This is a genomic window from Nonomuraea sp. NPDC049637, from assembly GCF_040675235.1.
Taxonomy (GTDB): domain Bacteria; phylum Actinomycetota; class Actinomycetes; order Streptosporangiales; family Streptosporangiaceae; genus Nonomuraea.
The window spans coordinates 305,994-321,238 of sequence record NZ_JBFAOM010000001.1; the positions used below are offsets into that span (position 1 = coordinate 305,994).

The following is a 15,245-nucleotide window of genomic DNA, read 5'->3' on the forward strand; positions in this document are numbered from 1 at the left end:
GCTGTCGCAGGCAATGTTACGGCGGCGAACGCCGAGACGTCTGCACTCTATTCGGGCCAGGACTTGGCGCACTGCTGCTGAGCGGCTGACCTCACCATGAGGGGGTGCGTCGCGCACCTCTGGGGCTTGCACCGCACCAAGCCTTCGAGGGTGTGAAAGCGCACCATGAGGACGACGTCCTCGAGCCCGTCGATGTGCCCCCTCTTCCTCCGTCTGGCCGAGAGCGTACCTGACGCCGTCTACATTCGATCTACAGTCGTGTGACCGCTTCACCTCCTCGGGATTCTGATTACGCTGCCCTGGTGAGCGGACACGGGGCCGTAACCGGGGAGGACGCGTGAGCGACGACATCTACATCCGCCTGCTCGGCGCCGTTCACGCCGAACGCGGCCTCCAGCCCCTCGACCTCGGTCCCGCCAGGCAGCGGGCCACGCTCGCGATCCTCGCCTCGGCCGCCGCCCGGCCGGTCTCGGTGAACCGGCTCGTCCAGGGAATGTGGGGCGACGAGCCGCCGCGCAACGCCGAGCAGAGCGTCTACACCTACGTCGCGGGCCTGCGCCGCGTCTTCGAGCCCGGCCGCGGGCGGCGCGCCCCGTCGCGGCTGCTGCCGGGCACCGGCGCCGGATACGTCTTCGACATCGCTCCCCAGCAGGTCGACTCCGTGTGCTTCGCCGCGCGGCTCGACGACGCCCTGCGCTGCCGGCGTGAAGGCGACGACCGCCAGGCCGTGCGGATCCTGGACGAGGCCCTGGCGATGTGGCGCGGCACCGCGCTGAGCGGCCTGACCGGCCCGTTCGCCGAGCGGGAGCGCGCCAGGCTGGAGCTGTTACGCCTGACCGCGCTGGAGCAGCGGTACGAGAGCCTGTTACACCTGGGCCGCCACCACGAGCTCACCGACGACCTGCGCGACCTGACCGCCCGCCACCCGCTGCGCGAGCGCGTCCGCGAGCTGCTGATGCTGGCCCTCTACCGGTCGGGCCGCCAGGCGGAGGCGCTGGAGGTCTACGAGGAGGGCCGGGTCCTGCTCCTGGAGGAGCTCGGCCTGACGCCGGGCGAGGGGTTACGCAAGTGTCACCAGCTGGTGCTGCGCGGGGAGCCCGGACCGTGGCGCGGCGACGGGGTGCCGCACCAGCTCCCGCGCCATCTGGCCGGGTTCGTGGGCCGCTCCCGCGAGCTGGAGGAGCTGGAGCGGCGGCTGGCCCCGGACGGCGGGCGTCCGCCGACCCCGCTGGTGATCGTCTCCGGGCCGCCGGGCGTCGGGAAGTCCACGCTGGCCGCCCAGGTCGCCCACCTGGTCCAGGAGCGCTTCCCCGACGGGCAGCTCTTCGTCAACTGCCGCGGCGCCACCCCGGAACTGCCCGCGCTGACCGGGCTCGACCTGCTCGGCCGGTTCCTGCGGGGGCTGGGGGTGGCGGCCGACGCCGTGCCGGCCGACCTGGACGAGGCGGCGGCGATGTGGCGCAGCCTCCTGCACGGCCGCCGGGTCCTCGTCCTGCTGGACGACGCCGCCGACCTGGCGCAGATCCGCCCGCTGCTGTCCACCCCCTTCGGCACCGCGCTGCTGGTGACCAGCCGCGAGAGCATGACCTGGGGCGAGGACTCCTACCAGCTCGAACTCGGCCGGATGTCCCCCGCGGAGTCGGCCGCGATGCTGGCCGGGCTGGCCGGGGAGGAGCGCGTGCGGGCCGGCGCGGGCGACACCGCCGAGCTCGTACGGCTGTGCGAGGGCCTGCCCCTGGCGCTGCGCATCGCGGGGGCCCGCCTGGCCAGCCGCCCCGACTGGAGCATCGCGACGATGGCCGGCCGCCTGGGCGACGAACGGCGGCGGCTGCACGAGCTGGTCGCCGGCGACCTGGCCGTACGGTCCAGCCTGGCGGCCGGCTACACCGCGCTGGAACGCAGCCCCCGCCCCCTCGACCGGCTGGCCGCCCGCACGCTGTCCCTGCTGGGCCTGCTGCACGTGCCCGAGATCACCGCCGAGGCGGCCGCCACGCTGCTCGACTGCGACCCCGCCGACGCCGACCTGGCCCTGGAACGGCTGGCCGACGCGCACCTGCTCGACCGTCCCAGGCCGGGCCACTACCAGCTGCACGACCTCGTCCGGCTGTTCGCGGGCGAGCTGCGCCCACCCGACCCCAAGAAGCCGGTCCTGCGCGCGCTCGCGTACTACACCGCCTCCACGCACCTGGCCAGCGGCGTCCTGGACCCGCACCGCGTCCGGCGCGGCACCGCTCCGGAGTCGGCCGCGCACATGGTGGCCGGGCGCGAGGAGGCGACGGCCTGGCTGCTGGAGGAGGAGGCCGTCCTCGCGGCCGCGGCCCGCCAGGCGTTGTCCGCCGAGGACGACGACATCGCCGCGATGGGCGTGGCGCTCACGCTCGCCCTGGAATGGGCCTACCAGCGCAGCTACCGGACGCTGGAGATGATCGAGCTCAGCTCCATGGCCCTGACCGTGTGCGAACGGCTCGGCGACGCGGAGAGCACGATGCACGCGCGGGGTCTGCTCGCCAACGCCCTGCGCATGCAGGGGCGGATAGAGGAGGCCGTCGAGCACCTGCGGGCCGAGCTGGCCCTCGCCAGACGGCTCGGCGACGCCTTCTCCGAGCAGCGCGCGATGGGCAACCTCGCCAACGCGTACTTCAACGGCGGCCACTACGAGCAGGCGATCGGCTGCGCCGAACAGCAACTCGCCATCGCCGACCTCATCGGCGCGCGGGTCGGCGCCCGGTACGCCATGCTCATCATCGGCGAGGCCCGTCAGGCCCTCGGCCGGGCGGAGGAGGCCCGCGAGATCCTGAGCTCGGCCCTGTCCGAGGCCGAACAGGTGGGCGACAAGACCCATCAGGCGCAGCTGCGCGCCGTCCTCGGCCGGGTGCATCTGGATCTGGGCGAGCCGGAGCACGCCCTGCCCCACTACCTCATCGCCCTGGAGCTGATCGAACGGGCCGGCTACCGCGTGGGACGGGTGCGCGACCTGGTCGGGTTGTCGCGCACGTACCGTGCCATGGGCGAGCTCGACCTGGCGCTCGCGCACGTCACCGAGGCGGTGGCCGGGGCCGACGGGCTGGCGGAGTGGGAGAGGGAGGCCAGGGAAGAGCAGGCCGCCGTGCACGAGGCCCGCGCGAGGCACCGGTGACCGACGGCGTGGCCATCCGCCTGCTCGGCCCGGTGACGGGCGTGCTCGACGGCCGGGAGATCGATCTGGGGGCCGCGCGCCAGCGCGCGGTCGTCGCCATGCTGGCCTCTCCCCCGGACCGCGTCGTGACCATGGGACAGCTGGTGGAGGGCCTGTGGGGCGCGAACCCGCCGGCCAGCGCCGGGCAGAGCATCTACACGTACGTGGCCGGGCTGCGGCGCACGCTCGACCCCGGACGCAGGCCGGGCCAGCGGTCCAGGGTGCTCGTCGGCGAGGCGGGCGGATACCGGCTGCTCGTCGATCCGCGCCAGGTGGACTCCTGCGTCTTCGCCGAGCTGCTGGAGACGGTCGACGTTCGCGGGCCGGACGACGACGACGCTCTGCGCACACTGGACCGGGCGCTGGCGCTGTGGCGGGGCGTGGCTCTGAGCGGCCTGACCGGCCCGTTCGCCGAGACCGAGCGCATGCGGCTGGACGAGCTGTTCCTCGGCGCCACCGAGAGGCGCGCCGAGCTGCTCATCCGCCTCGGCCGGGCCCGCGAGGCCATCGCCCCGCTGCGCGAGCTGACCGGCCGCCACCCGCTGCGCGAACGGCTGCACGAGCTGCTCGTCCTGGCCCTGGACGGCGACGGCCGCCAGGCGGAGGCGCTCCAGGCGTTCGAGGAGGCCAGGCGCGTCCTCGACGCGGAGCTCGGCGTCCTGCCCGGCGAAGGGCTGCGCGCGGCGCACAAACTGCTGCTGTCCGGGGGCGAGGAGGAGCCCGAGCCGGCCCGTCCCGCCGTCCCCCGGCAGTTGCCGCGCGATCTCATCGGGTTCGTCGGCCGGGCCGCGGAGACGACCTGGCTGAGATCTCTGCTGTCGCCGGCGGACGGCCCTCCGCACCCGTTCGTGGTGATCTCGGGGCCGCCCGGCGTGGGCAAGTCGGCGCTGGCCGTCCACGTGGCACACCAGGTCGAGGGCCGGTTCACCGACGGGCAGCTCGCCGTCGGGCTGCGCGGCGGCACGCCGGGCGTCTCCCCGCTGCCGCCCCATGAGATCGCGGGGCGGCTGTTGCGCGGCCTCGGCGCGGCCAACGAGGAGATCCCCGCCGACCTGGACGAGGCCGCCGCGCTGTGGCGCAGCAAGCTGCACGGCAGGAAGCTGCTGGTGCTTCTGGACGACGCGGCCGGTCTGGCGCAGGTCAGGCCGTTCCTGCGCACCCCGCTGGGCGTCACCCTCCTCGTGACCAGCAGGGAGTCCTTCAGCGCCGGGGACGACTGCGTGCAGCTGCGGCTGGGCCGCCTCACCTCGTCCGACGCCGCGGTCATGCTCTCGGGGCTGGCCGGCGCCGACAGGGTGCAGGCCGACGCCGAGCGGACCGCCGCCCTGGTGAGGCTGTGCGACGGTCTCCCGCTGGCGCTCCGGATCGCCGGCGCCCGCCTCGCCGACCACCCCGGGTGGAGCCTGGGCGCGCTCGCCGACCGGCTCGCCGACGAGCGAGGCCGCCTGCGCGAGCTGGCGGCCGGGGACCTGGCCGTGCGCTCCAGCCTCGCGAGCAGTCACCACGGCCTGGCCACCGGTTCCCGCCCGCTCGATCGGCTGGCCGCCCGCGCCCTGCCGCTGCTGGGGCTGCTGCACGTGCCCGACGTGACGGCCGAGCTGACGGCGATGCTGCTCGGCAGCTCCGTCGAGGAGGCGGAGCGGGCCCTGGAGCGGCTGGCCGACGCGAACCTCCTCGAACGGGCCCATGACCGGCGTTACGCGCTTCACGACCTGGTCAGGCTCTTCGCCGGCGAGCTGCGCCCGGCGGACTGGAAGGAGGCCCTGCTGCGAACCTTGTCCTATCTGGCCGCGTCGGCGCGGTCGGCGAGCGTCGCCGTCGACCCGCACCGGGTGCAACTCGCCCGGCACGTCGAGGGGCCCGTCCGGGAGCACGCGGACGCCGGGCGGGCGGCGGCCTGGCTGCGTGCGGAGCGGCAGGTGCTCAACGCGGCGGCCGTCCAGGCTCTGGACTCGCCGGACGACGACCTGGCGGAGCTGGGCGTGACGCTGACCTTCGCGCTCCTTTGGCAGCAGCAGCGCGAGCACGCGGGTCAGGAGATGATCGATCTCAACGTGCCGGCCCTGCGGGTGTGCGAGCGGCTCGGCGACGAGCGCCTGGCCCTGGTCGCGCACGACAACATCGCCAACGGCCTGCGCCTGACGGGCCGGGCCGAACAGGGGGTGCCGCACCTGGAGGCGGCGCTGGAGCTGGCGGCCAGGATCGGCGACTCCTTCGGCGAACTGCGCGCGCTCGGCAACCTCGCCAACCTCCACGTCACGGCGCAGCGCTACGTGAAGGCGCTGCCCTACGCCGAGCGCCAGCTGGACGTGGCACGGGCGACCGGCTCGCAGGTCGGTGTCCGCTTCGCCCTCATCGTGATCGGCAAGAGCCTGCTCGGCCTGGGACGTGCCCGCGAGGCGTACGAGCCGCTTTGCGAGGCCCTGGACGGAGCCCTCGCGGCGGGCGACGACACCCATGAGGCGCATGTCCGCCTGGCGCTCGGCGATGTCCTGATCCAGCTCGGCGACCCCGAGCACGCCCTGGAGCACCTGCGGGTGGCGCAGTCCCTGCTCGGCTCGACAGGTCACCGGTTCAACGTGAACGCCCTCATCTCGCTGTCGCAGGTGTCGCGCGCGCTCGGCAGGCTCGACGAGGCCCTGTCCTACGCCGACGACGCGGTGCGCGTCACGGAGCGGTTCGGTTACCTGTCCTGGGAGAAGCGGGCCAGGGACGAGCAGGCGGCCGTCCGGGCGGCGATGAGCATCGCGGCGGGCCGTTCATGAGCGCGCCCGGTCTCGGTCTGCGCTTCCTCGGGCCGGTCTCGTGCGCCGTCGACGGCACGGAGGTCGATCCTGGGCCGCCGCGGCAGCAGGCGGTCCTGGCGATGCTCGCGGCCGCCCCTGGGCGGGTGGTCACCAAGGAGCGGCTGTTCGAGGGGCTGTGGGGCGATCGCCCGCCGTCGAGCGCCCGGCAGAGCGTCTACACCTACGTCGCGGGGCTCAGGCGCGCGCTGGAACCGGACCGGAACCCGGGTGAGCGGCCGGGCCTGGTGGTGAGCGCCGCGGGCGGGTACCGGTTGCTGGTCGAGCCGGACCGCGTGGACGCGATCGCCTTCACCCGTCTCACCGAGACGGCGCACAGGTCGGCCGCGGCGGGCGCGCAGGCGGAGGCGCTGCGGGCCTACGACCGGGCGCTGGGGCTGTGGCGCGGACGCCCGCTCGGCGACGTGCCGGGGCCCTTCGCCGAGGCGGAGCGGGCCAGGCTGGAGGACCTGCACGCGGGCGCGGTCGAGGGGCGGGCCGCGGCCAGGATCCTGCTCGGCGCGCCGCACGAGGCCGTCCCCGAGCTCAGGTCCCTGATCGCCCGGCATCCGCTGCGCGAGCGCCCGTACGAACTGCTCATCCTGGCGCTGGACGCCTGCGAGCGGCGGCCGGAGGCGCTGCGCGTGTACGCGGAGGCGCGGCGGGTCCTCAGCGACCGGCTGGGGGTGGGGCCCGCGACGGGCGTGCGGCAGGCGTACGCCCTGGTGCGCGCTCGAACCACAGCCGGCGGGGAGGCGGTGCCGGCCCCCAGGCAGCTGCCGCGCGATCTCCTCGGCTTCGTGGGCAGGCCGCGCGAGATCGCCCACCTCCGGGGCCTGCTCGCCCCCGATGACGACACCGGGCCACGTCCGCCGGTCGTGATCTCGGGGGCGCCGGGCTCCGGCAAGTCCGCGCTGGCTGTGCGCGTCGCGCACGCCGTACGGCACCGCTTCCCGGACGGGCAGGTGTTCGTCAACCTCCGCGGCGGGACGCCGAACGTGCCGCGGCTGAACCCGCAGGAGATCGTCGCCCGGCTCCTGCGCGCGATCGGCACCCGCAACGAGGAGGTGCCGCCCGGCCTGGACGAGGCGGCGGCCCTGTGGCAGGCCAGGTCCGCGTCCAAGAGGCTTCTCGTGCTCCTGGACGACGCCGCCGACCCGGAGCAGATCCGCCCGCTGCTGCCGCCGCCGGCCGGCGTCTCCGTCCTCGTGACCAGCAGGGACTCGTTCAGGGCGGAGGACGATCTCGTCCGGGTCCGGCTCGGCCGGCTCTCGTCCGCCGAGGCGGGAACGATGCTGGCCAGGCTGGCCGGGGAGGACCGGGTCGGCGCCGACCCCGCCGGCACCGCGTCGCTGATCCGCCTGTGCGACGGGCTGCCGCTGGCGCTGCGCATCGCCGGGGCGCGCCTGGCCGACCGCCCGGACTGGACCGTCGGCGAGCTGGCCGGCCGGCTGGCCGACGAGCGCACCCGGCTGCAGGAGCTGGAGGCGGGCGACCTCGCGGTCCGGTCGGGGCTGGCGGCGAGCTGGAGCCATCTCACGCACAGCGAGCGCGCCGTCGATCGGGCGGCCGCGCGGATGCTGGCCCTGCTCGGGCTGCTCCACGTCCCCGACCTCTCGGTGGACGCGGCCGCCCGGCTGGCCGGCGTGCCCGAGGGGGAGGCCGGGCGCGCGCTGGACCGCCTCGGCGACGCCCACCTGATCGAACGGGACGCGCGGGGCCGCTTCCAGTTGCACGACCTCGTCCGGGTGTTCGCCGGCGAGCTGGTCCCCGCCGAGGACCGCAAGGCCCCGCTGCTGCGGGTGTTCGCCTACTACGCGGTCAGCCTGCGGTCGGCCGCCCGTACCGCGGACCCGAACCGGGTCCACCCGACGCACCTCGCGGTGGCCGGTCCGGGCCGCGCCTTCCGGGACGCCGCCGAGGCGAACGCCTGGATCGAGCAGGAGGAGGCCGTCCTGCTGGCCGCCGCGGCCCAGGCCATGGCCGACCCGGACGATGACCTCGCCCGTACGGGGGCCGCCATCGGCCTGGCCATGTTGTGGCCCCAGCAGAAGGCCTACCGGGTGGCCGATCTGATCTCCGTCGGCAACCAGGCGCTGTCGGTGGCCGAGCGCCTCGCCGACGACGAGACCGCCATGCACGCCCACAGCCAGGCCGCGGCCGGCGAGTACTTCAAGGGCGACCTCACCGCCGCACTGGACCACCTCGACCGGCACCTGACCCTGGCCAGACGGCTCAACGACCGCTTCGACGAGCAACGGGCCCACGGCAACCTGGCCGCCACGTACGTGAAGGCGCAGAGGTACGACCTGGCCCTCGAACACGGGCTGGCCCAGCGCGAGATCGCCCGGGAGATCGCCTCGGAGGTCGGCGAGCGGTACGCCCTCCTGCAGATCGGCAACGCCTACCGGCACCTGGGCCGTCTGGAGGAGGCGGCGCTCGCGCTGGAGGAGGCGGCGGCGATGGCCGGGCGGGCCGGCGACGCCTCGCTGGAGGCGCACATGCGCCACGCGCTCGGCGGCCTCCAGCTCGACCGCGGTGACCTGGAGGCCGGGCTCGCCCAGCTCGGACGGGCGCTCGACCTCGCTGTGGCGGGCGGTACGAAGCTCCTGCAGGTGCAGTGCCTGATCCAGCTCGCCCGCGCCAACCGGCTGCTGGGGCGGCGCACGGTGGCGGCGGAACGCCTGGCCGAGGCGGAGTCCCTGGCGCTGGCCCTGGACAGCGCGTCCTGGCTGGAGCGCGTCGCCGAGGAGCGGGCGGCGGGCGCGGCGGACCGGGAGAGGTGAGGTCAGGCGGGTGGGGTGGTGTCGCGGAGGGCGAGGAAGAAGTCGACGCGGTCGGACATCGCCGACAGGTTCCTGCCGGTCAGCTCCTCGATCCTGCGGACGCGGTACCGGACCGTGTTGACGTGCACGTGGAGCCGTTCGGCGCAGGCGTTCCACGAGCCCGAGCAGTCGAGGAAGACGTCGAGCGTGCGCACGAGGTCCGACTGGTGGCGGCGGTCGTAGGCGAGCAGCGGGGACAGCAGCCGGTCGGAGAAGGAGCGGCGCACGTCGCCGGGCACGGTGGCCAGGAGCAGCGCGTGGGTGTAGATCTCGTCGCTGGTGACCACGCCGCCGTCGCGGGCCTGCGCCAGCCGCCTGGCGTGCCCGGCCTCCTCCAGGCCGCCCTTGAGCGCGGCGGCGCCGGTCAGCGCGCCGCTCAGGCCGACGCTCAGGCGGGTGCCGGGCAGCGCGGCCAGCACGGCGGCCCCGGCCCGCAACCGCGCGGCCAGCTCCCCGGCGCTCCTCCCCCGCAACGCGACCACCGCCACCGCCCCGCCGCCACTTCCCTGAGGCGGCTCGGCGGGGACGGGGGCGGCGACGACCTCGCGGGCCAGCAGTTCCTCCAGGATCCGGCCGCCGAGGACGGCGGGAGCGGGGCCGGGCGGGGTCGTCGGGCCCGGATCGGCTGCGCCGGGGGCGCCGGGGGGTGCGGCGATGGCGGCGGGGGGCGCGGCGGTGGCGCTGACCACGGCGTACGGCTCGTCCGCGTCGATACCGCAGGTGCGCAGCCGGGCGTTGAGGTCGGCCGCGTCGGACTCGGCCAGGGCGGCCGCCACGAGCTGCCCGGCCAGGCGGCGCTCGACCCGGCGGCCCTCCTCCAGGCGGCCGCGTTCGAGCGCCACGCAGGCGGCCAGCTCGTAGCCGAGGTCGGCGCGGCCGAGCAGGTCGCCGTCGCAGGCCAGGACCCAGCCGGCCGCCCGGTGGCCGCGTCCGACGGCGAAGAGCGTCGCGCCGCCGGCCAGCGCGGGCAGCCGGGGCGCGGTCAGGTACGCCCTGGCCAGCCCCGCCGGATCGGCGGCCGTACCGACGACCACCTCACCGCACGCGGACAGGACGGCGCCCGTGACGCCCAGCTCGGCGGCGGTCAGCTCGAACAGCCCGCGCAGGTCGGCGCCCTCGGCCAGGGCCGCCACGAGCCTGCGGTGACGCCCGAGCGCGTCGCGCACGTCGCCGGACAGCCGGGGCGCGACCAGCTCGGCCAGCGTGCGGAAGGAGACCTCGACCGGCACCTCGACCAGCGGCAGCCCGGCCTGCCCGCAGGCCGAGACGAGGTCGGCGGGCACGTGCCCGAGCCGGGCCGCGCCCGCGCCGAGCGCGGACACCCCGCACTCCACCAGGGCGGTGACGAAACGGGCGGAGTCGGCGGCGGTGTCGCGCCACATCAGGCCGGTCAGCACCAGCTCGCCGCCGGACAGGTAGCGCCCCGGCTCGGGCAGGTCGGTGATGTGGACCGTGCCGAACTCGCGCTCCGGGTCGCCGGCCAGCAGCCTGAGACCCAGCTCGTCGATCGCCAGCAGGTCACTGATGCGCACTTGGAGGAATATACAAGCCCGCTCTGTCAAGCGATGACCGGGATTTCACGTCACGGGCATAGGACGCCCGGCCGGGCCGGTGCTCTACTCGGAGGATGACGGAGACGGTCCACCCCACCAGGTCCGAAGGCGTCGGCGAGGGGGTCGGCACGAGCGCCCGGCGGCCGGACGCGACGCTGAAGGTGACCGGCGAGTTCGCCTACGCCTCCGACCTGTGGCTCGACGGCATGGTGTGGGGCGTGACGCTGCGCAGCCCGCACCCGTCGGCCTGGATCCGGTCGATCGACGTGGGCCCGGCGCTGCGGATGCCGGGCGTGCTGGCCGTCCTGACGCACGAGGACGTGCCCGGCGAGAAGTTCTACGGGCTCGACCACAAGGACCAGCCCGTGCTGGCCATCGACCAGGTCCGCCACCAGGGCGAGCCGGTGGCGCTGGTGGCCGCCGACCATCCGGAGACCGCGCGCAGGGCCGCGCGGGCCGTCGTGGTCGACTACGAGCCGCGCCCGGCGGTGACCGATCCGCGCGAGTCGCGCGAGTACGTCAGGCGCCAGCCGGTGCGCAAGGGCGACACGTTCGAGGCCGAGGTCGTCGTCACCGGCGAGTACGAGGTCGGCATGCAGGACCAGGCGTTCCTCGGCCCGGAGTCGGGGCTCGCGGTCCCGGCCGAGGACGGCGGCGTGGACCTGTACATCGCCACCCAATGGCTGCACGTGGACCGCGACCAGCTCGCCCCCTGCCTGGGCCTGCCGCCGGAGAAGGTACGGCTGACGCTGTCGGGCGTCGGCGGCGCGTTCGGCGCCCGCGAGGACCTGTCGATGCAGGTGCACGCGTGCATGCTGGCCCTGCGCCTGAACCGCCCTGTCAAGATCGTCTACGGCCGCGAGGAGTCGTTCTTCGGCCACGTGCACCGCCATCCGGCCCGGATGCGCTACGAGCACGGCGCGACGCGCGACGGCAGGCTCGTCTACGTCAAGGCCGACATCCTGCTGGACGGCGGCGCGTACTGCTCCTCCTCCCCCGCCGTGGTCGGCAACGCCGCCTCGCTGGGGGCCGGGCCGTACGAGGTGCCGAACGTGTGGATCGACGCCGCGGGCGTCTACACCAACAACCCGCCGTGCGGGGCGATGCGCGGGTTCGGCGCGGTGCAGGCGTGTTACGCCTACGAGTCGCAGATGGACCGGCTGGCCGAGGCGTGCGGCCTGTCGCCGGTCGAGATCCGGGTGCGCAACGCCGTCTCCCAGGGCTCGGCGCTGGCGACCGGCCAGGTGATCGACTCCCCCGCGCCGCTGGCCGGCATGTTGCGCGAGCTGGAGGCCATGCCGCTGCCCGCGCCGCGCACGGGGGCGGACCTGCGGGCGCTGCCGGGCGGGGTGTCCCAGACCACGCACGGCGAGTCGGTGCGGCGCGGGATCGGCTACGGCGTCGGCATCAAGAACATCTGCTTCTCCGAGGGCTTCGACGACTACTCCACGGCCCGGGTGCGGGCCGAGCTGGTCGGCGGCGAGCCGCGGGTCACCGTGCACACCGCCGCCGCCGAGGTGGGCCAGGGCCTGGTCACGGTCCAGGCCCAGATCGCGCGCACCGAGCTGGGCATCGAGGAGGTGACGGTGGCGACCGCCGACACCGCCGTGGGCTCGGCGGGCTCGTCGTCGGCCTCGCGGCAGTCCTACGTGACGGGCGGCGCGGTCAAGGCGGCCTGCGAGGCGGTGCGCGAGCGGTTCGGGGGGCTGCCGCCGCGGGAGGCGCTGGCCAGGTTCGGGCCGATCGAGGAGACCCGGGAGTACCGGCACCGGCCCACGAAGCCGATGGACCCGGTGACCGGGCAGGGCGACTCGCACACGCAGCTCGCGCTGTGCGTGCACCGCGCGGTGGTGGACGTGGACGTCGAGCTCGGGCTGGTCAAGGTGGTGGAGCTGGCCGCGGTGCAGGACGTGGGCAAGATCATGAACCCGCAGGCGCTGGAGGGCCAGATCCACGGCGGCACGGCCCAGGGCCTCGGGCTGGCGCTCATGGAGGAGATCCAGATACGCGACGGCCGCGTGCTGAACCCGTCGTTCACCGACTACCTGATCCCCACCATGCTCGACATGCCGCCCATGCAGCTGAAAATCCTGGAAAATCCGGACCCGTCGGCACCGTACGGCCTCCGGGGCGCCGGCGAGCCGCCCACGCTCTCCTCCACCCCGGCCGTGGCCGCCGCCGTACGCGCCGCGACCGGGCTCCGGTTGACTCGCGTTCCGATCAGGCCGGAAGATATCGCCTTGTCCAATCACGGGGAGGTATCCGATGGCGAGCGGTCGTGAAGCCGCCGAGGCGGAGTTCAGTCGCTTCGACACCGACGGCGACGGTCTGCTGACCGCGGCCGAGATCAGGCAGGCCAACGAGGCGCTGGGGGTCCACGGCGCCTCCGAGGAGGAGATCGAGGCGTTCATCAACGCGGCCGACACCGACGGCGACGGCCGGATCGGCCTGGAGGAGTTCGTCGGCCTGGTCGGCCACGGGCGGCACGAGAAGGCGTGATCATGTCCCCCGCCGGGTAGGTGACCCGCATTCCCCTCGATCATGACGAGGGGGACGTGTGGTGCTCGACAGACTCTTCGAGCTGACCGGGCGGGGGACGACCGTCGGACGCGAGGTCCGCGGCGGCCTGACCACGTTCATGGCGATGGCCTACATCATCCTGCTCAACCCGATCATCCTGGCCGGCGCGACGGACGTCACCGGCGCCCGGCTGTCCATCGCCGAGCTGACCACCTCGACCGCGCTGGCGGCCGCGATCTCCACGCTGCTCATGGCGTTCGTCGGCAACGCGCCGTTCGCGCTGGCCGCCGGGCTCGGGCTGAACGCGGTGGTCGCCTACCAGGCCGCGCCGCACATGACCTGGCCGCAGGCGATGGGCCTGGTCGTGCTGGAGGGCGCGGTCATCATCGTCCTGGCCGTCACCGGCCTGCGCACCCTGATCATGAACGCGATCCCGCTGGCGCTCAAGCACGCGATCAGCGTCGGGATCGGCCTGTTCATCGCCCTGATCGGCCTGGTGGACGCGGGTTTCGTCGCCCGGGGCACCGGCACCCCCGTGCAGCTCGGCGCGACCGGGCACCTCACGGGCTGGCCGGTCACGCTGTTCTGCTTCGGCCTGCTGCTGATGATCGTCCTGTACGTGCGCAGGACCCCGGCCGCCATCCTCGTCAGCATCGCGGTCACCGCGGTCCTGGCCGTCGTGGTCAACTCGCTGGTGCCGGTTCCCGCCAAGGAGTGGGGGGTGGTCGTGCCGCACATGCCCGAGTCCCTGGTCGCGGCGCCGAGTTTCGGGCTGGTGTGGCAGTTCGACCTGTTCGGCGGGTTCGCCAGGGCGGGCGCGCTGACCGCGACCGTGGTGCTGTTCACGCTGGTGTTGTCGGGCTTCTTCGACGCGATGGGCACGATCATCGGCGTCAGCGACGAGGCCGGGCTCGTGGACCAGGTCGGACGGGTGCCGCGGCTGGGCCGCATCCTGACCGTCGACGGCGTCGCGGGCATGATCGGCGGCTCGGTCAGCGCCTCGGCCAACACCGTCTTCGTCGAGTCGGCCGCCGGTGTGGGCGAGGGGGCGCGCACGGGTCTGGCCAGCGTCGTGACCGGGGCGCTGCTCGGGCTGACGCTGCTGTTCACGCCGATCGCCGCGGTGGTGCCGGCGGCCGCGGCGGCGCCCGCGCTGGTGCTGGTCGGGGCGCTGATGATGACGCAGTCCAAGAACGTGCCCTGGACCGACATCGAGCTGGCCGTGCCGGCGTTCCTGACGATCGCGCTGATGCCGTTCACGTACTCGATCACGAACGGGGTGGGGGCCGGGGTGATCTCGTACACGCTGATCAAGGCGGCCAGGGGCCGGTTCGCGGAGATCCCGTGGCTGTTGTGGGCCGTCTCGCTGGTCTTCCTGGCCTACTTCGGCATCGACGCCCTCCGGGCCCTGTTCGGCTAGCGGATGTCAGCGCTGTTGCAGGCCACGCCGTTGTGGTCGAGGTCGGGATACCAGGAGTACTCCTCGTGCCGCCCGCGCGTGTAGGGGCCGTCGCCGGCGGCCTGGGCCTCCTTGCAGCTGGCGTACCGCTTGTCGGGGACGCGGGCGACGCCCGCGGGGGCGGTCGTGCCGGTGGTCGCGGTGCCCTGGCCGGTGTCCGTGGGCTGCTGCGGCTGCTGGTTCGGCGGCTGCTGGTTCGTGGGCTGCTGCTGGTCCGTGGGCTGCTGCTGGTCCGTCGGTTGCTGGTTGGTGGGCTGCTGGGGCTGCTGGTCGGTGGCCGGCTGGGACGGCTGCGGCTGGGACGGCTGGGACGGCGACGCGCCGAGTATCCGGACCACCAGCGCGTCGGCCTCCTCCTTGGTGAAGCCCGCGATGCTCAGGCTGTCGCCGTCCATGCTCTGGGTGACGACCGGCGCGGCCAGGACCGTCTTCGGCGTCTGCTCGCCTTCGGGCGCCAGCACGATCGCGACCTGCCGCTGCGTGGGCTGGAGCTCGTCGATGAGCCGCACCAGCCGGCTCTTGAAGACGGGCGCGACCGCGATGCGCACCGAGTAGGAGTTGTCGGTGCCCCGGACGGCCTCGATCCGCTGCACGGCGCCGACCGTGACGCCGTCCTCCAGGAGGTAACAGGTGGTCTGCTGCTCGTCGAGCACGGCCGGCTCACCCGGGCAGGGCGCGGTCTTGGTCTCCTTGACCGGCGCGAAGTGGATGGGCGTGGCCAGGCGCTGCGGCGGCGCGCCGCCGAGCAGCGGGCTGTCGGGGCTCTTGGTCATCAGGACGGCGACCGTGCCGAGCACGCCCGCCACGACGACGACCAGCACCAGCGAGACGGTCAGCACGAGGGTGGTGAGACGGCTGGCCTTCGGCTCCTCCGGCTCTTCCGGCTCCGCGGGAGGCGCCTCTACCGGTCTGTCCATCGTTGACGACCCC

General features: G+C 74.5%; 8 protein-coding genes. 6 read left to right on the plus strand and 2 right to left on the minus strand.

Annotated elements, in window-relative coordinates; genetic code table 11:
• Positions 1-337 precede the first annotated feature (337 nt).
• Genes AB0J71_RS01465 through AB0J71_RS01475 form a run of 3 tightly spaced genes read left to right on the plus strand, consistent with a single transcriptional unit; the run spans position 338 to position 8,744 of the window.
• Positions 338-3,136 carry a BTAD domain-containing putative transcriptional regulator gene (locus AB0J71_RS01465; protein WP_352323871.1) on the plus strand — a complete coding sequence of 933 codons (2,799 nt, stop codon included), beginning with the start codon at positions 338-340 and terminating at the stop codon, positions 3,134-3,136.
• Positions 3,133-5,940 carry a BTAD domain-containing putative transcriptional regulator gene (locus AB0J71_RS01470; RefSeq protein ID WP_364411913.1) on the plus strand — a complete coding sequence of 936 codons (2,808 nt, stop codon included), beginning with the start codon at positions 3,133-3,135 and terminating at the stop codon, positions 5,938-5,940. Before AB0J71_RS01465 ends, AB0J71_RS01470 begins: the two co-directional genes overlap by 4 nt.
• Positions 5,937-8,744 carry a BTAD domain-containing putative transcriptional regulator gene (locus AB0J71_RS01475; RefSeq protein ID WP_364411916.1) on the plus strand — a complete coding sequence of 936 codons (2,808 nt, stop codon included), beginning with the start codon at positions 5,937-5,939 and terminating at the stop codon, positions 8,742-8,744. Before AB0J71_RS01470 ends, AB0J71_RS01475 begins: the two co-directional genes overlap by 4 nt.
• A 2-nt stretch (positions 8,745-8,746) precedes the next feature.
• Here AB0J71_RS01475 and AB0J71_RS01480 read toward each other — a convergent pair whose 3' ends face one another.
• Positions 8,747-10,315 (minus strand): helix-turn-helix domain-containing protein, encoded by a 1,569-nt coding sequence (locus tag AB0J71_RS01480; protein WP_352323874.1) that lies wholly within the window; start codon positions 10,313-10,315, stop codon positions 8,747-8,749.
• Between the two features lie 95 nt (positions 10,316-10,410).
• Here AB0J71_RS01480 and AB0J71_RS01485 point away from each other — a divergent pair, with 95 nt between their 5' ends.
• The 3 genes from AB0J71_RS01485 to AB0J71_RS01495 all read left to right on the plus strand — a co-directional run bounded on the left by AB0J71_RS01485 (position 10,411) and on the right by AB0J71_RS01495 (position 14,276).
• Entirely contained in the window at positions 10,411-12,618 is a 2,208-nt protein-coding gene (locus tag AB0J71_RS01485) for a molybdopterin cofactor-binding domain-containing protein (protein ID WP_352323876.1), read from the plus strand.
• Complete coding sequence (locus AB0J71_RS01490; protein ID WP_352323877.1) at positions 12,602-12,835, plus strand: EF-hand domain-containing protein; 234 nt, start codon at positions 12,602-12,604, stop codon at positions 12,833-12,835. Before AB0J71_RS01485 ends, AB0J71_RS01490 begins: the two co-directional genes overlap by 17 nt.
• Before the next feature lie 61 nt (positions 12,836-12,896).
• Entirely contained in the window at positions 12,897-14,276 is a 1,380-nt protein-coding gene (locus AB0J71_RS01495) for an NCS2 family permease (RefSeq protein ID WP_352323878.1), read from the plus strand.
• Here AB0J71_RS01495 and AB0J71_RS01500 read toward each other — a convergent pair.
• Positions 14,273-15,232, minus strand: coding sequence for an excalibur calcium-binding domain-containing protein (locus tag AB0J71_RS01500; RefSeq protein WP_364411918.1), 960 nt, complete (start codon positions 15,230-15,232; stop codon positions 14,273-14,275). The two genes, AB0J71_RS01495 and AB0J71_RS01500, sit on opposite strands and share 4 nt — an antisense overlap.
• Between the last annotated feature and the right edge of the window lie 13 nt (positions 15,233-15,245).